The sequence below is a fragment of the Natronomonas sp. genome, from assembly GCF_036625485.1.
Taxonomy (GTDB): Archaea; Halobacteriota; Halobacteria; order Halobacteriales; family Haloarculaceae; genus Natronomonas.
The window spans coordinates 1-16477 of the sequence record NZ_JAZKTR010000046.1 but is presented as its reverse complement, the minus strand read 5'-3'; the positions used below and the strand labels follow the sequence as shown (position 1 = coordinate 16477).

General features: G+C 64.9%; 18 protein-coding genes. 8 read left to right on the top strand and 10 right to left on the bottom strand.

Annotated features, from left to right (window positions below; genetic code table 11):
- A partial coding sequence (locus V5A53_RS06575; protein ID WP_332312784.1) for an ABC transporter ATP-binding protein occupies positions 1–1546 on the top strand: 1546 nt, incomplete at its 5' end.
- Here V5A53_RS06575 and V5A53_RS06570 read toward each other — a convergent pair.
- Complete coding sequence (locus V5A53_RS06570) at positions 1543–2502, bottom strand: phosphotransferase family protein (protein ID WP_332312783.1); 960 nt, start codon at positions 2500–2502, stop codon at positions 1543–1545. The genes V5A53_RS06575 and V5A53_RS06570 overlap by 4 nt on opposite strands.
- A 96-nt stretch (positions 2503–2598) precedes the next feature.
- Between V5A53_RS06570 and V5A53_RS06565 the strand changes: the two genes are divergently transcribed.
- Positions 2599–3471 (top strand): ATP-grasp domain-containing protein, encoded by an 873-nt coding sequence (locus tag V5A53_RS06565; protein ID WP_332312782.1) that lies wholly within the window; start codon positions 2599–2601, stop codon positions 3469–3471.
- Here the strand turns inward: V5A53_RS06565 and V5A53_RS06560 are convergent.
- From V5A53_RS06560 to V5A53_RS06540, 5 genes are all read right to left on the bottom strand, one after another.
- Positions 3440–5611, bottom strand: a complete 2172-nt coding sequence (locus V5A53_RS06560; protein WP_332312781.1) for a PAS domain-containing protein — start codon at positions 5609–5611, stop codon at positions 3440–3442. The two genes, V5A53_RS06565 and V5A53_RS06560, sit on opposite strands and share 32 nt — an antisense overlap.
- A 202-nt stretch (positions 5612–5813) precedes the next feature.
- On the bottom strand, positions 5814–6191 hold the full coding sequence (locus V5A53_RS06555; RefSeq protein WP_332312780.1) for an Hsp20/alpha crystallin family protein: 378 nt from the start codon (positions 6189–6191) through the stop codon (positions 5814–5816).
- An 81-nt stretch (positions 6192–6272) separates the two neighbouring features.
- Positions 6273–6866, bottom strand: coding sequence for an L-threonylcarbamoyladenylate synthase (locus V5A53_RS06550; protein WP_332312779.1), 594 nt, complete (start codon positions 6864–6866; stop codon positions 6273–6275).
- A 24-nt stretch (positions 6867–6890) separates the two neighbouring features.
- Entirely contained in the window at positions 6891–7406 is a 516-nt protein-coding gene (locus V5A53_RS06545; protein WP_332312778.1) for a peroxiredoxin family protein, read from the bottom strand.
- Positions 7403–7711, bottom strand: a complete 309-nt coding sequence (locus tag V5A53_RS06540) for a glutathione S-transferase N-terminal domain-containing protein (RefSeq protein ID WP_332312777.1) — start codon at positions 7709–7711, stop codon at positions 7403–7405. Before V5A53_RS06540 ends, V5A53_RS06545 begins: the two co-directional genes overlap by 4 nt.
- A gap of 117 nt (positions 7712–7828) precedes the next feature.
- Between V5A53_RS06540 and V5A53_RS06535 the strand changes: the two genes are divergently transcribed.
- Both V5A53_RS06535 and V5A53_RS06530 read left to right on the top strand, forming a co-directional pair.
- Entirely contained in the window at positions 7829–9205 is a 1377-nt protein-coding gene (locus V5A53_RS06535; RefSeq protein ID WP_332312776.1) for a hemolysin family protein, read from the top strand.
- Between the two features lie 48 nt (positions 9206–9253).
- Positions 9254–9409 carry a hypothetical protein gene (locus V5A53_RS06530; RefSeq protein WP_332312775.1) on the top strand — a complete coding sequence of 52 codons (156 nt, stop codon included), beginning with the start codon at positions 9254–9256 and terminating at the stop codon, positions 9407–9409.
- Between the two features lie 8 nt (positions 9410–9417).
- Here the strand turns inward: V5A53_RS06530 and V5A53_RS06525 are convergent, their stop codons facing one another.
- Positions 9418–10587, bottom strand: a complete 1170-nt coding sequence (locus V5A53_RS06525; RefSeq protein ID WP_332312774.1) for an inorganic phosphate transporter — start codon at positions 10585–10587, stop codon at positions 9418–9420.
- Positions 10588–10681: 94 nt separating this feature from the next.
- Here V5A53_RS06525 and V5A53_RS06520 point away from each other — a divergent pair, with 94 nt between their 5' ends.
- Positions 10682–11296: an IMPACT family protein gene (locus tag V5A53_RS06520; protein ID WP_332312773.1), complete on the top strand. Its 615-nt coding sequence runs from the start codon at positions 10682–10684 to the stop codon at positions 11294–11296.
- A 166-nt stretch (positions 11297–11462) separates the two neighbouring features.
- Here V5A53_RS06520 and upp read toward each other — a convergent pair whose 3' ends face one another.
- Positions 11463–12134, bottom strand: coding sequence for a uracil phosphoribosyltransferase (upp, locus tag V5A53_RS06515; RefSeq protein WP_332312772.1), 672 nt, complete (start codon positions 12132–12134; stop codon positions 11463–11465).
- An 81-nt stretch (positions 12135–12215) separates the two neighbouring features.
- On the opposite strand from upp, the gene V5A53_RS06510 reads away from it, so the two are divergent.
- Positions 12216–12923 (top strand): DUF5828 family protein, encoded by a 708-nt coding sequence (locus V5A53_RS06510; protein ID WP_332312771.1) that lies wholly within the window; start codon positions 12216–12218, stop codon positions 12921–12923.
- Positions 12924–13024: 101 nt separating this feature from the next.
- Here the strand turns inward: V5A53_RS06510 and V5A53_RS06505 are convergent, their stop codons facing one another.
- The gene (locus tag V5A53_RS06505) at positions 13025–13528 is read right to left on the bottom strand and encodes an ACT domain-containing protein (RefSeq protein ID WP_332312770.1); all 504 of its coding nucleotides are present in this window, start codon (positions 13526–13528) and stop codon (positions 13025–13027) included.
- 106 nt (positions 13529–13634) lie between these two features.
- Between V5A53_RS06505 and V5A53_RS06500 the strand changes: the two genes are divergently transcribed.
- Complete coding sequence (locus tag V5A53_RS06500) at positions 13635–14063, top strand: PaaI family thioesterase (protein ID WP_332312769.1); 429 nt, start codon at positions 13635–13637, stop codon at positions 14061–14063.
- A gap of 177 nt (positions 14064–14240) precedes the next feature.
- On the opposite strand, the gene V5A53_RS06495 is transcribed toward V5A53_RS06500, so the two are convergent.
- A complete protein-coding gene (locus tag V5A53_RS06495; protein ID WP_332312768.1) occupies positions 14241–15935 on the bottom strand; it encodes an aldehyde ferredoxin oxidoreductase family protein in 1695 nt (564 codons plus the stop codon).
- 169 nt (positions 15936–16104) lie between these two features.
- On the opposite strand from V5A53_RS06495, the gene V5A53_RS06490 reads away from it, so the two are divergent.
- On the top strand, positions 16105–16477 hold a 373-nt coding region (locus V5A53_RS06490), incomplete at its 3' end, for a hypothetical protein (protein WP_332312767.1).

The window sequence follows — 16477 nt, the reverse complement described above, 5'->3', positions numbered from 1 at the left end:
GATGCAGCGGCTGAACATGGACTTCTTCGCCGACAAGCAGACCGGCGAACTGATGAGCATCCTCTCGAACGACGTCAACCGCCTCGAACGCTTCCTCAACGACGGCCTCAACTCGACGTTCCGGCTGTCGGTGATGGTGCTGGGCATCGCGGCCATCCTCTTTTGGCTCAACTGGCAACTCGCGCTCATCGCCCTCGTGCCGGTGCCGCTCATCGCGCTGTTCACCTACAAGTTCATCCAGATCATCCAGCCGAAATACGCCGAAGTCCGCTCGACGGTCGGGCAGGTCAACTCCCGCCTCGAGAACAATCTCGGCGGGATTCAGGTCATCAAGTCGGCCAACACCGAGGGCTACGAATCCGACCGCGTCGAGGACGTCTCCGGCGACTACTTCGACGCCAACTGGGACGCCATCGAGACGCGTATCAAGTTCTTCCCAGGCCTCCGTGTCATCGCGGGCATCGGCTTCGTGTTGACCTTCCTCATCGGCGGGATCTGGGTGCTGGCGACCGAAACGACCGGCGCCGCGCCCGGCCCCCTGACCGAGCCCCTCTACACCGGCGAGTTCGTCACGTTCATCCTGCTGACCCAGCGGTTCATCTGGCCGATGGCGCAGTTCGGCCAGATAATCAATATGTACCAGCGGGCCTACGCCTCCGCCGAGCGCATCTTCGGGCTGATGGACGAACCGGACCGCCTCCAGATCGACCCCGACGCCCAACCGCTCGAGGTCGACGAGGGCCGCGTCGAATACGACGAGGTCTCCTTCGGCTACGACGACGAGACCATCGTCGACGGGATCGACTTCGAGGTCGAGGGCGGCGAAACCCTCGCGCTGGTCGGGCCGACGGGCGCCGGCAAATCGACCGTCCTGAAGCTCCTGTTGCGGCTCTACGACGTCGACGAGGGCGCCATCCGTATCGACGGCCAGGACCTCCGGGAGGTGACGCTGCCCTCCCTGCGACAGGCCATCGGCTACGTCGGCCAGGACACGTTCCTCTTCTACGGGACGGTCAGAGAGAACATCACCTACGGCACCTTCGGTGCCGACGACGAGGCCGTGGTCGAAGCCGCGAAGGCCGCCGAGGCCCACGACTTCATCCAGAACCTGCCGGACGGCTACGACACGATGGTCGGCGAGCGCGGCGTGAAACTCTCCGGCGGTCAGCGCCAACGCATCTCCATCGCCCGCGCGGTCCTCAAGGACCCCGACATCCTCGTTCTCGACGAGGCGACCTCGGACGTCGACACCGAAACCGAGATGCTCATCCAGCGGTCGCTGGACCGGCTGACCGCCGACCGAACGACCTTCGCTATCGCCCACCGACTGTCGACCATCAAGGACGCCGACAAGATCCTCGTCCTCGAAGACGGCGAGATCGTCGAGCGGGGCACCCACGAGGACCTGCTCGACGACGGCGGACTCTACGCCCATCTCTGGGGCGTGCAGGCCGGCGAAATCGACGAACTCCCACAGGAGTTCATCGAGCGTGCCGCCGAACGGCAGGCCCGGACGGACGTCGAGGCCGAGACCGACGACGACTAGCGAATAGCATCGAGGCGGCGGTCCATCTCCTCGCTGGTCCACGCGGCGAGTTCATCGGCCGATTCCTCGCGATAGTCGAGGTAGTTCTCGAAGAACCCGGAGACAGCAAGGTGTCTGATGGCCCGGTAGATGGGACGGCGCTCGTGGTAGCCGTCGGGGAGACCGTCGGCCTGTTCGCGGTAGCCATCGTGGAGCGCCGCAACGAGTCGCTCGTCGCTGGCCTCGCGTATGGCGTCGATCTGCTGGTTGCGAGCACGATAGAGGTCCCGAGCGGGGTCGCCGACGTGGGAACGCTCCCAGTCCACGAAGCCGAGGTCGCCGTCCGCCAGCATGCAGTTCGGCGCGGCAGGGTCGCCGTGTAGCAGGGCTGCCGGCGCCTCCTCCAGCACCTCACGGTTTTCCTCGACGGCCTCGATGACCGCGTCGAAATGGTGTTCGAACCGCTCGGAGATAGCCAGCGCGCGCATCTCCTCGATGGTATCGACCAGCACGTCGGTCCACGACCCGGCGTCGAGTTCGAGTCCGTCGGCGTCGCCATCGACGACCCGGCCATGGGCCTCGAACCGTTCCGCGTGGAGCGTCGCCAGCGCGCGGCCGACGTGTCGAAGGAGTCGCTCCCGTTCGGCCGCGTCGGCCTCGTCCCACGGTTTCCAGAGCGGTAGCCCGGCCATCCGTGCAGTGGCGAGATACGGAATCTCTCGATCGGCGTCGCTCGTGATGACGTCGGGTGCACGCACGTCGCCGTTCGCACCGACGTACTCGATGACGGCACGCTCCCGGACGATTCGGCGCCCCTTGCCGTCGAGGGCGAGTTTGAGATAGGCCACCTCGCCGTCGGTGAAGGTTACCTTGACCGTCTCGTTTTTCTCGTTCCACGAGGGGCCGGCGACGGCAGTCTCCTCGATGGTGCGGTCGGGGAAGGCATCACGGAGGGCGGCGTCCGCAGCGGAGTCCATAGTCGGCAGTGTTCCATCTCCGGCATGTGCTTTCTGGTGGCCGGGAGGGACACGGCAGGGCGGCGGATTCAAGGCGTTCGCAGCCAACTCTCGGATATGCTCCGGTTGGCGGTGGCGACGAACGCCGAAACCCTCGGTCGTATCCGCGAACCCCTCCGCGAGCGTGGCATCGAGGCCGAACACGTCCCGACCCGAAAGCGCCCCCAGCCACTGGGCGAACCGCTCGCCGAGGAACCGTTCGATGTCGGGTTCGTCTACCCACCCCGTATCATGGAGGGCGGCGTCGGCGACGCCTTACTGGAGGTGCCCTGGGTCAACGACCGCGAGGCGATTCTACGGAGTCGGAACAAGGCGGGCGCGCTCGCTCGGCTTCGGAAGGCGGGCATCGATACGCCCGAAAGCGTCTACGTCTCCAATCCCGTCGACCAGTCGGAACTCCGCGCGGCCTTCGAGCGGTTCGACCCGCCCGTGGTCGTCAAGCCCAACTCCACCACCCGCGGGGTCGGCATCGCCAAGGCACACGACCTCGATTCCTTCCTCGGCGTCTGCGATTACCTCTCTCTGGTCCACGATTACCGGGCGGCCGACGACCGGTCGTTCCTCGTCCAGGAGTACCTCCCCGACGCCCGCGACTACCGGGCGATGGTCGTCGACGGCGAGTTCGTCGGTGCCGTCGAACGGCGTCTCCCCGAGGCCGACCGCGAGGCGGGCCGCTGGAAACACAACGTCCACCGGGGCGCCGTCGCAGAAGGCGTCGACCTGCCGGTCGAACTCCGAGCGCTCGCCGAGGAGGCGGCCGAAGCGCTCGATATCGATTGGCTCGGCGTCGACATCCTCGTCACCGACGACCGAGCCGTTGTCAACGAGACCAACGCCCGCCCGACCGTCGACGACGCGACGAAATACGAGGCTGACTTCTACGACCGGTTGGCGGCGCTCATTCGACGGACCGCGTCTCGACGCCACTGATCTCGAAACGAGCACCGCCCGTCTCGCTTTCGGTCACGTCGACCTCCCAGCCGTGGGCATCCGCGATAGCTTCGACGATGGCGAGGCCGAAGCCGCTGCCGTCGTCGCCCGAATAACCGGGGTCGAAGACGTTCTCGCGTTCGTCTTCCGGAATGCCCGGTCCATCATCGGCGACGTAGAGGGTGTCGTCTTCGAGTCCGACCTCGACGGTGATGTCGGCGTCACCGTGTTCCATGCCGTCCCCGCGAGTCTTCAGGCGAGGGCTCGTTGAACCGTGTTCGACGGAATTGGCGACCAGGTTACTCAAAAGCGAGTAGAGCCGCGGTTGTTCGGCGACGACGGCCGCGTCGTCGGGGTAGCGCTTCTCGATATCGGTGCCGGTGGCCGTCTCGATGTCCGAGAGCATCGGTCCGAGGGCGACCGGCGCCGCATCGTCGACGACCTCGCCCTGTTTGGCCAACTCCAGTACCTCGTCGATGAGCGTCTCCATCCGGTCGAGGGCCGTCTCGACCTCCTCGAAGTACTTTTCGTCGCCCGTCTGCCGGGCGAGATGGAGGTTGCCGCTGGCGACCGACAGTGGCGTCTTGAGGTCGTGTGAGATGAGCGAGGCGAACTCCTCGAGTTGTTCGTTCTTCCGTTCGAGTTGCTGTTCTCGCTCGGCTCGCTCGCTGATGTCGCGACCGATACCGACGAGTCCGAGCACGTCGCCGTCGTTATCGGTCAACTGGGCAGCCGCGAACTCGTAGGGAATCTGCTCGCCGTCCTTCGTTACGAGCGCCGATTCGATGGTGACGGTTCGGTCGTCCTCGAGGGCGACCTCGATTCCGTCCTCGACCTTCTCGCGGTCCGTCTCGGGGACGAGTTCGACCGGATCTATCTCGGCGACCTCCTCGTCGTCGTAGCCGGTCACCAACGTCAGGCGGTCGTTCCAGCGGATGAACTGCCTCGATTCGTCGAACACGTAGAAGACGTCCGGAAGCGACGAGAAGATGCTCTCGGTGATGGCACGCTCCTCGCGGAGTTCCGCTTCGCGCTCCTTGCGGTCGGTGATGTCCCGGCCTTCGGGGACTAGCAGCGTCACGTCACCCTGCTCGTCGGTCACCGGCCGCAGCGAGTAGTCGATGATGATGATGGTCTCGCCGTCGGCGCCCTCGATGGGCAGTTCGTCACGATAGAAGGTTCCGTTCCGCGCCTGCCGAACCGACTCGCGGGCGATGCGACGGGTTTCGTCGTTGAACGTGAACCACGGCGTCTCCCACAGGGGCTTGTCGACCACCTCCTCGCGGTCGGCCCCGACGAAATCCAACGCCGTTTCGTTGGCCTCGATGACCGTGCCGTCGGGTTCCAACAACCCCGTGAACTGGTAGGTGTTGTTGAAGACGGCGTTGTACCGTCGCTCGCGTTCCTTCTTGTCGGTCACGTCCCGGAAGTAGACCGACAGGCCGGATTCGTCGGGGAATACCCGCACCTCGAACCATTCGTCGAGCGGTTCGTAATACTCCTCCAGCGTGACCGTCTCCTGTTCGGCCATCGCGCGTTCCATCTCCGTCTCGAAGCGGGCGCCGGCCAACTTAGGGAACGCTTCCTGAACGGTGACGCCGATCAGTTGCTCGGGGGTCGCACCGAGGAGTTCGCCGGCGCGCTGGTTGACGTAGGTGAAACGCCACTTGTCGTCGACGGCGACGAAGCCGTCGTCGATGCGCTCGTAGAGGCGGCGTGCCCGGCGGTCGGCGGCCGTCGCTCGTTTCTCGGCCCGGTACCGCTCGACGGCGTTCGTTATCCGGTTTGCAAGGGCGGTGAACCGGTCGGTATCGACGCCCTTCTGGAGATAGTCGGTGACGCCCGCGCGGATTGCCTTGCCGGCTATCTCCTCGCTACCCTTCCCGGTAAAGAGGATGAACGGCAGGTCGGGCGCCCGCGTTCGGACGGCTTCGAGGAACTCGATACCGTCCATCCTCGGCATGTCGTAATCGGCGACGACACAATCGACCGAATCGAGGCGGTCGAGTGCGGCCTCCGGGTCGGTTTCGGTTTCGATACGCAGATGTTCGTGTCGCTCCAGTAGCCGCTTCGAGGTCTGTAAGAACGACCGCTCGTCGTCCAACTGCAGAACGGAGATAACGGAATCGCTCCCACCCACGTCGGGCCGTTCGCCGTCGGACCCTGATGTGTCTCTTCCCCTCCTCCCATGGCGAACCATTACAACATCGTTCCGTGTTTCCAAGGTAAATATGCCGGCGATTTCGAGAACTGATACGGCTCGTCGTAACGGAGTACCGGCGAGCGCCCAGTACAGTTCGGTGGTCGACGGTAAAAGGCCACACCGAGCCGTATGAGGAGCGTCAGGAGAGGTCGATATTCGCGGAACTGCCGGTGCGGTCGAGCGTGATCTCGAGGACGCCGTTGTTGAACGTCGCAGTCGCGGAGTGTTCGTCGACGCGGGCGGGCAGTTCGATGCGCTCTTCGTACTCGCTGCGGTCGGTCGATGCAGAGATAGTGACGTGTCGGCCGTCGCATTTGATATCGATGTCCTCCTTGGCGACGCCGGGCATGTCAGCGACGACCGTCAGTTCGTCGTCGGTCTCGTACACCGAGACGTGCGCATCGTCGCCGAAGCCGGCGCTTCCCGGGCCGTTCACGCCGCCCGTCATCTCCTCCATCATCCGCTCTATCTCGCTGAAGATGTCGTCGAAGGGGTCGTCGCGGTCGTCTCGGCGCATGTGGCGACGTTGGTCAGTGTCGCTCAAAAGCCTTCTGTCGCGGGCAGAACTCGATACACCGCCCGTGGAAGCCGAGGATCCTCAGTTCTCGGCCAGCCACGCCTCGATCTCGTCGGCGCGCGCGCCGCGGCGGACGATCTCGTTTTCGGCGACGTTGACGACGGTACTCTCAGTGCCGGGCGTCTCGCCGGTATCCAGTACGACGGCCACTCGCTCGCGAACCTCGGGGGCGATGTCCGCGACGCGTCGGGCGCTCGACTCGCCGCTCTTGTTCGCGCTGGTCGAGGTGATCGGCCCCGTCCGGCGCGCCAGTTCCCGTGCGAGGTCGTGGTCCGGGACGCGAATCCCGACGCGGTCCTCGCCCGCGACGAGCGCATCGGGAACGCGGTCGGTCCGCTCCAAGAGGACGGTCACTGGCCCCGGGAGGAACCGGGCACAGAAGGAGGCCTCACGGTCCGAGAGTCGGGTGTAGTCCCGTGCGACCTCGGCGTCGGGCAACGCCATCGAGATCGGCTTGTCGCGGGAGCGGCCTTTCGCCTCGAAGACGCGCTCGATGGCCTCGGCATCCAGCGCGTCGGCGGCCAGCCCGTAGACCGTCTCGGTTGGATAGACCACGAGGTCGCCGCGGCGGATCGCGGCAACGGCCTCGGTGAGGTCGACGTCGGTCTCGGTCACGGACGACGGTACGCGTTCGACTGGTTACAGTCCTTCGATGGCCGCTTCGACGTCGTCGTACGGCGGGAACTCCGGCCAGTCGGTGGCGACCCACGCGAACTCGATGGTTCGGTCCTCGTCGACGACGAAGACGGCGGGGCGGGGTTCGGAAACGCCCGCCATTCCATCGAGGTCGTTGACGATGCCGTACTCCTCGGCGACGCCGTTCTGCGGGTCCGAAAAGATTCGGTACTGTTCGACGTCCCATTCTTCGAGGAAGCGGGAGTGCTCGTACGGCGAGGAGATCGAGAGGCCGACGACCGACACGTCGTAGTCGTCCCAGCCGCGCTTGTCGATCTCCTGCCAGATGTAGGTGGCCGGGAAGTCCCCGTCCATGGTGTGGAAGAGGAGGACGACGGGTCCGTCGTCGATCAACTCCGACAGCGAGGCGTCGGCCCAGTACTCGTCGTTGACGAGCGGGCGGGTGAAATCCGGCGCCTCGTCGCCGGCTTCGGGGTGGTCGGCCTCGCCGAGTTCGACGACGTCGAAGCCGAGGTTCATTCGTCGTCACCTCCGCTGGCGGCGCTTGCGGTGACGCGTTCGGCGTCGGTCGCGCCGTCACCGTAGGTCGCCTGAAGGTACTCGACGATGTTCGCGCTCTCGCTCATCGTGATGCCGGTGTTCTCGTCGACGATGGCAGGGACGGTCCGGGCGCCGGTGAGCCGCTTGACGGCGTCGCGGCGGGAGTGACGCGCTTCGACGAAGCGGGATTCGTAATCGAGGTCAAGGTCGTTCAATACGCGCACGACGCGTTCACAGAAGGGACACGCCTGTAGCCGGTATAGCGTGATTGCGGGTTCGCTCATGGAGAGGTGTACAAGCGGTCCGCGCCTAAGGGTGTCGCCCGCGGCCATCGGTTCGACACGACCGCGTAACACATGAGTAAGCCTTAATCCCGCGCCCGCAGAAAACCGCACGTCCAGATGGGCTCTCTCGCGTGGTACGTCGTTAGTGTGATACAGGTCGGTCCCGATCCGGGTGAACTTCCGTTCAGCGATACGACCGTCGCCATCCTCGGTGGGCTGGCGGTTGTCGTCCTCTTGTTGCTATCGGCGTTCTTCTCGTCGTCGGAGATAGCGATGTTCTCGCTGCCACCGCATCGGGTCGACGCGATGGTCTCCGATAACATGCCGGGCGCGGAGGCGCTGAAGGGGCTGAAGGACGACCCCCACCGCCTGCTCGTCACCATCCTCGTCGGAAACAACATCGTCAACATCGCGATGTCGTCGCTGACGACGGGGCTGTTGGCGACGTACTTCCTCACGCAGGGACAGGCCGTCCTCGCCTCGACGTTCGGCATCACGGCGCTCGTGCTGTTATTCGGCGAGAGCGCGCCGAAATCCTACGCCGTCGAGAACACCGAATCGTGGGCCCTGCGCATCGCTCGCCCGCTGAAGTACTCGGAGTACCTGCTGTTGCCCCTCATCGTCACCTTCGATTACCTCACCCGACAGGTCAACCGCATCACCGGCGGGCGCGGCGAGATCGAATCCACCTACGTCACCCGCGAGGAGATCCGCGACATCATCGAGACGGGCGAGCGCGCGGGCGTCCTCGAGGAGGACGAACGCGAGATGCTCCAGCGTATCTTCCGGTTCACCAACACCATCGCCAAGGAGATCATGACGCCGCGGCTCGACATGGAGGCCGTCTCGACGGACGCAACCATCGAGGAGGCCCTCCAGAAGTGCGTCCGCGGCGGCCACACCCGACTGCCGGTCTACGAGGGCAGCCTCGACAACGTCCTCGGTATCGTCCACGTCAGCGACCTCGTTCGAGATTACACCTACGGCGAGAAGGACGACCTCGAACTCGAGGACCTCATCGAGGAGACGCTGCACGTCCCCGAATCGAAGAACGTCGACGAGTTGCTCAAGGAGATGCGCCGCAAGCGCCTCCACATGGTCATCGTCATCGACGAGTTCGGGACGACCGAGGGGCTGGTGACGATGGAGGACATCACCGAGGAGATCGTCGGCGAACTGCTCGAAGCGGGCGAAGAAGAGCCCATCGAGTTCGTCGACGACGATACGGCCATCGTCAAAGGCGAGGTCAACATCGACGAGGTCAACGAGGAACTCGACATCCACATCCCCGAAGGCGAGGAGTTCGAGACGCTCGCCGGGTTCATCTTCAACCTCGCGGGACGTCTCGTCGAGGAAGGCGAGGTCATCGAGTACGACGGCCTCGAAATACTCGTCGAACGCGTCGAGAACACGCGCATCCTGAAGGCCCGAATCACTCGTACCGAGGACTACGACGCGGAGACGAACGACGAAGAGTCGGGCGACGAGGAGTAACGGCCTCCGCGTGACGGGGCGTCGCCTACGGAGGATTCGATCGAAACCATGGAACGGGAACGCGTTCGAAGCGCCCTCGGGCTAGCGATGGCCCTGCTTGGCGTGCTTCAGGCGGCATGGGGTTTCTCGAACGGGGAGCTTCTTTTTGCAGGGTTCGGGTTCGCGTATGCGCTTCTCGGCGTCGGCTGGGTCCGCCTCTCGTAGCGCTCCCATCAGACGACTGCGGTGAAGGCAGTATAGAGGCCGTAGCTGAGGACGCTGGCGCCGACCAGCGACCCGATCCACGCCAGCACGGTATAGCCCATCTTGCCGCCGCTGACGCCGCCGGAGCCAGCGGCCGCGCCCGCGCCGACGACCGCCGAGACGATGATCTCGTTGAACGAGATGGGCACGCCGAGGAAGATGGCCACTTGCGCGATAGTAAAGGAGGGAATGAGCGCGGCGATGGACCGGCGTGGCCCCAGCGAGGAGTAATCCTGCGAGATCGCCTTTATCATCCGCGGGGCGGCGGTCCACGACCCCACGAGGAGGCCGAGGCCGCCGCCGAATAGCAGGGCCACCAGCGGCACCGCGAAATCGACCGTATCGAAAAGCGGGAGCAGGGGCCCCAAGGCGAGGCCGACCTGACTGCCGCCAGCCGAGAAGGCCACGAGCGCCCCCAACGCGATCAGGAAATGCCGTTGGCCGGCCTCCCGGTCGTCACGAATATCGGCGCCGAGGGCGGTTGCGGCGACGACGGCCACGAGCAGCGTCACGCCGAGGCGGCCGGGGAGCGAGGTTGTAGTCGTCGTCGCAAGCGATGCGGCCTCGCCCGGCGGCCCGAGCAACACGAACTCGACGTTGGCGATGATGGCGCCGACGATGCCGGCGAGTACGGGTATCGCGACGAGTTCGGGGATGGCGTCGTTACGGAGTCCCTTGGCGGTCCCGTAGGCGATGCTGCCGCCGACGAACGGCGTCAGCGTCCAGACGGCGAGAATCTCGGTGTATTTCGCCCACGCCGGGCCGCCGCCCATCGCCAGTCCGGCGCCGACGACGGCGCCGGTGACGGTGAAGGCGGTGGCGATGGGATAGCCCGTGAAGATGCCGATAGCGACGAGGCCGGCGGCAATAGTTAGCGCCACGATAGCCGCGACCGGCGTAAGGGTCGCCCCGACGACGAGTTCGCGGCCGACCGCTTCGGTGACGTTCGCACCCTGCAGGGTGGCACCGAGCAATCCGAGGATGCCGACGAAGAAGCCGGCCCGCATCACGGAGATGGCGTTGGCGCCGACCGCGGGCGCGAAGGGCGTCGACCCCGAGGAACCCGCTCCGATGGCCCACGCCATGAACAGACTGGCGACGCTAGCAGCCAGAAACGTCGCGAGTGTGGCCGCATCCATTGGCCCCCGATAGGTCGTCCCCCTGTATAAAGACCCGTTGGATGCCGCCAGCGAACGCGAAACGGGTTTGCACCGTCGGGCCCGACACGCGAGTGTGCCGGACGACGATGCCGACGCGGACGACGCGTATCTGACGCTTGCCGACCGCGCGGAAGCGAGTTTCACCGTGCAGGGCTCGGAGTTCCTCGCCCACGCGGCCCCCGTCGAGAGCGTCGCCGCCGCCGAGGCGTTCATCGAGGAGATCGAGGCCGCCTACGACGATGCGACCCACAACGTCCCCGCCTACCGCGTTCGGGCCGACCCGTTCCGCGAGTACGCCTCCGACGACGGCGAACCCTCCGGGAGCGCGGGCAAGCCGATGCTCTCGGTGCTGCAGGGCCAGGAGATAGAGAACGTCTGTGTCGTCGTCACGCGCTACTTCGGCGGCACGGAACTCGGCGTCGGCGGCCTCGTACGCGCCTACTCCGGCGCTGTCAAGGACGTTCTCGATGCCGCTGATGTCTTCGAGGAACGCCCCCACGAGACGTTTTCGATCAGCGTCGACTACGACGACTCGGGCACGGTCCGGGGCATCCTCGAAAGCGAAGGCGTCGAGTTCGAAGCCGACTACGGCGAGACGGTCGCCTTCGATGTCCGGGTGCCCGTCGCCGAGGCCGAGGCGCTTCGGGACCGTCTCCGAAGCGCGACCAGCGGCCGAGTCGACCCGTAGTATCGTCGCCGTATGCCGAACGTCTGACGCTTCGACAGGAACGAAACCGCAGTACGGCAGTTATTTCCACGTGAAGTAGAGGGGTTGTGGCCGGTTCTCGTGGAGATAGTTCCCACGAGGCGCGTGGGGGATTTCGACCCGAAACGGCGGGGCAGATCAGTGGGGTTCAGGTACCGAAGGCGCGGTCGCCCGCGTCACCGACGCCGGGGACGATGTAGCCGTCATCGTCGAGTCGCTCGTCGATGCTGACGGTGAGGATGTCGGCGATGGGGAACTCCTCGTCGACGCGGACGAGTCCCGGCGGCGCGCTCACGGCCGACAGGACCACCAGTCGTTCCGGATCGCCCATCTCCATGACTTCCTCCAGAACCGCGACCATCGTCGACCCCGTCGCGAGCATCGGGTCGGCGACGATGACGGTGTCGTCCTCGTTGATCTCGGGGAGTTTCACGTAGTCGACGGTAATGGGAAACTCACCCTCCTCGTTCATGCCGGCCTCCTCGTCCCGTCCCGCGGAGATGACGCCCTGGCGGGCGTGGGGAAACGCGTCGACGAGTCCTTCGACGAACGGGGTCGCCGCGCGAAGTACGTTGACGATGACCACGTCGTCGAGGCCCTTGACCACCTCACCGGTGGTCTCGGCCAGCGGCGTCGTGATCGAGACGTATTCGGTCTCCAGCATTCCGTCGATTATCTCGAAGCCGCAGAGACGACCGAGGTCGACGAGGCCGTTCCGAAACGCCACCTGATCGGTCTCGTCCGAGCGAAGCTCCGAGAGGGTGTGCTTCGCCAGCGAGTGGGTGATGACGTGTGCGTCATCGCGGTCCTCGATGGGCATACAGGTACCGCGTGCGCCGTCGGCTTAAAGCCCGCCGATAGGCGACAAAACGTAAGGCGATGTGGCACGAACCCCTGCGTAATGGAGGTCGAAGAAAGCGTTGCGGGGTTCAAACTCCGCGGGCGCTGGGTAGATATCGTCGAACACGGGGAGCGGATCACACGCGCACTCAAGGACCTCGTCGAGGAGGGCCATCCGGTCGACGAGGACGCACTCGAAGAGTGGGACGACTGGCGGCCGAAAGCCGAGGAACGCCTCAGCGAGGACGTCAGCGAAAAGACAGCCGAGAAGGCCAGCGTCTCCGAGGGCGAAGGCGAGAAGGCCGGCAAGAAACCCGAGGAGGACCTCAAGACCGCCGGCGAGAAACTCGCTGACTCCTACGACCGACTCGAAGACCCCGAGGAAGCCGTCGGTGAGTGGCGTAAATCCATCAACCACGTCGCCCGTGCAGCGGATTCAGCCACTCGGAAGGCGCTCCGCAAGGTCGAAGACAGCGTCTACCAGAACGTCATGACGCAGGTTTCGCCGTACTACTTCGACAACGAACTCGTCAGCGCCAACGTCCGGTCGGTCGGCGAGGGCGACGATTACGTCTTCGAGGTCAACATCAACGACGACGACCTGAAGATCCGCGTCTCGAACAAACTCGCGGACTACGAGACCTCGGTCGACCGCTGGCACGTCGACATCCCCAAGGAGACCGACGTGGCCGAAGCCGTCGAAGGCCATCCGCCGCCCGAAGAGGGCGAAGAGGAGACCCACGGCGAGTCCGAACCGACGAAGAACTGATACTGTCGGACGTAACTACTTGGATTTCTGTTCCCTTCGGAACACCCTGCGGTCGGGCTCGGACACGTCGGCGATTCGAATATTCACGAAGCCGACAGTATCTACTCCAACTCGATTTTGCGGACGAACTCCAGCGCGCGAATTTCGTTGAGCAACTCGCCGGGGAGCGGCTCGTCGGTGATGATGTAGAGTTTCGGTTCGTCGGTGAACTCCGGATCCTCGCTGATCGTCTGCCGAATCGATATGTCGCGGTCGGCGAGCATCCCCGTGATCTCGGCAACGATGCCCGGCTGGTCGGCATCGCCGACGCGAACCGTCAAGACGTTCAGATTCAGTACCGGCGCGAGGTCCATCAGTGACGGAATCGCCGAGATGTTCTGGAAGATGCGGCGGAGTTCGTCGTCGGCGAGGATGGCGTCGGTCGTCGCATCGACGACGCGCCGGTCGACGTCGATCTCCCGGGCGATACCCGTGTTGGGGATCTCGATACCGCCGGAGACGACGCGTCCCTCGTCGTTGACCGAGAACCCGCGTTCGAGCAACAGCCGAATGACAGCCTGCTGGCTGGGGCTGTCCTCGAACTTCCGCATAATCTCGTCGAACATACGCGTTCGTCGGAGGGAGGGGTGTTGTTAGTTGCGCCCGACCGCCGCTGGGGGCTGCCGGCGGCGATTGGACGGCCTTTTGTCCGCCGGCGGCCGACCGATGCACATGGATCTCTCAGAGATGTTCGCTCGGATGCCGTACAACGACCACCTCGGCATCGAACTGGTGGCGGCCGAAGACGGCCACGCGGTCGGGGAGTTAGAGCTCGGCGAGGAACACTCCTCGAATCCGGACCAACTCATCGCCCACGGCGGCGTGGCCTACTCGCTGGCCGATACCATCGGCGGTGCGGCGGTCATCTCCGCGAACTTCACCGTCACGCCGACCATCAATATGCGGATGGACTACCTCGCACCCGCGACCGGTGGGACGCTCCGTGCGGAGGCCGAGGTCATCCGCAACGGCGACAGCGTCGCCACTGTCACGGTCGACGTGACCGACGAGGACGGAACCGACATCGCCACCGCCCGCGGGACCTACAAGACGGGCGGCGGCGACGGTGGGTCGGCATGGCGCGGCGAGAACGCCGAATAGCGAACAGGCGATGCAATACCTCCCGACCGGCGCTGCACCACGCTCCCGCGAGACGCCGGCCGGCAGTTCTCAGGTCATACCGGCGGTGGCCGCGTTTTTGCTTATAAATATCCGGCTGGCGTGCTGGTGGTAGTCGGGAAGTCGACGAAGCGTACTTATAAAGAAAATCGCGGACGGTTAGTCGTCGGCGGGTGCGGCAGGCGAACCCCCGACGTTCGCGTCCGGAACGGTCCCGTCGTCGTTCCAGCCGCGGAGGTCGTAGTAGTTGTCGAGTTCGTCGTCGAGGCCCTCCAGTTCGTAGGGAAGGTCGTCGTCGTCCGCGCGGTCGAAGCCGCGCTTGTTGTTGAAGTGGCGTTCGAGTTCGATGATGCGACTGCCGACCTCCTGAATCGTCTCCCAGTCGGTGTCGAACAGGCGGGCGTACCGGTCGTGGGTCATGTTCGAGAAGGCGAACTTACAGAGGACGCCGGAGTCGTGGACGGCGTTCTTGTTCTCCATCTCGATGAGGCGGTCGGATTTGCCCTCGACGCCGTCGGAATCCAGCGCCTGGTCAGGTGCGACAAGCGGGTACTCCAGTTGGTACATCTCGGCGTACATGTGGTCGGCACCCCGGTTCGAGGTGGCGAAGGAGAGCCCTTGTCCGTTGAGCGTGCGGCCGTCGTGGGCGGCGAACTCCATGCCCTTCATCGTCCAGTTGTCGACGCCCAGCTCGTCGTGGAAGCGGTTGATGCCTTCCGCGAGGGTGTCGCCGATGCCTTCGCGGTGGGCGATCTTCTCGATGGTCTCGTGGATGAGCTCGGTGTTGCCGAACTCGTCTTCGGCGGCGAGGTAGGCGGCGATGGCATCGCCACAGGAGATGGTGTCCATGCCGAGTTGGTCGCACAGTTCGTTGGACTTCATGATGGCGACGAAGTCGTCCACGAGAGCGTTCGACCCGAAGGACATCATCGTCTCGTATTCGGGGCCTTCGGTTTCGAGGCCGCTTTCCTCGTCGCGGGTCGGGAGTTTGCAGGCGAAGGCACACGACGAGCAGGTGCCCTTCTTGTATTTGTGTTCGATGACGGCCGCGGAGCCGATCTGGTCGACCTTGTCGTAGCTGAGTTCCTCGAAGTACTTGGTCGGCAGCGCGCCGACGGAGTTGGCGTAATCGGAGACGGAGACGGTGCCGGCGTCCTTCATGGGACTGCTGGACTCGGAGGCCTCCGTGTGGATCTCACGGATGAGTTCATCGTCGAGTCCCTCGATCTCGGGGCGGGAGTCGCCGTCGAAGGTGAGGAACTTGACGTTCTTGGCGCCGAGGACCGCGCCGAGGCCGCCGCGGCCGAACGCGCGGGACTCAGAGGTCATGATGGACGCGAAGCGAACCTCGTTTTCGCCCGCGGGACCGACGATAGCGGTGTGTTCCGCATCGAGGCCGGCCGATTCCTCGATGTGTTCGATGGTCTCCTCGACGGTCGCTGCTTCGAGTTCGTCGACCGTCTCGAACTCGACGCCCTCGTCGGTGACGTGGATGCCGACGAGTTCGTCGCTGGCACCGGCGATTTCGACGGCCGAATAGCCGGTGTCGACGAACGGCCGGGACATGAAGCCGCCGGCGTTCGACGACAGCAGGCCGTCGGTAAGCGGCGACAGGCCGGTACAGGACATCCGGCCGGTGTAGCTCATCATCGAGGTCTGCAGCGGCCCGGCCGCGAAGACCAGCCGGTTCTCCGGGCCGAGCGGGTCGGCGTCGAAGGGGATGCGGTCGTGGGCGAGTTTCGTCCCGACGCCGCGGCCACCAATGAATGATTCCAGTACGTCGTCCATCTCCTCCTCGGTCGTTGTCTGTTCGCCGACGTCGATAGTAAGTAGCGGACCCTCGCTGTGTATCATTGTCTGTGGATAGGTTACGCCGGCCCACAATAAAGCGTACGCCGTCGGACAGAGGGGTGTTCTTAGGCGTGCGGCCCGATTTCGTCCCGACGTCACCGTCGTGAAATACTAAAAAAGCCGGCTATGGCCACCAGCAGCCCTATTCTGGCATCCGATAACCTTCCTGTCGATGACGGATTACGGCTCCCTGTCACGACGGCGACTACTCCGCGCTGGCGTTGCGAGCGTGGTCGGACTCGGCGGCGTCGGCGCGGCGTCCGCCACTGATACCTCCGGCGTGGACGAAGCGACGCTTCGGGATTCGGCCGAACGACTCGGCCCGCGGGATCTGAGCGGCCTCGACGACGAGACCGAGACCGTCGATGCTGCATCGGTTCCCGAACGGTCCTCGGGTATCGGCCCGGGCTCGATGCTACTCATCGAACGCGACGGCACCACGGCGGGCTGTACCGCGAACTTCGTCTGGGAGGACGGCGGCGCCTACTACCTCGGTGCGGCGGGCCATTGCTTCCTCGCTGACGGCGCCGTCGGCGAGAACACCG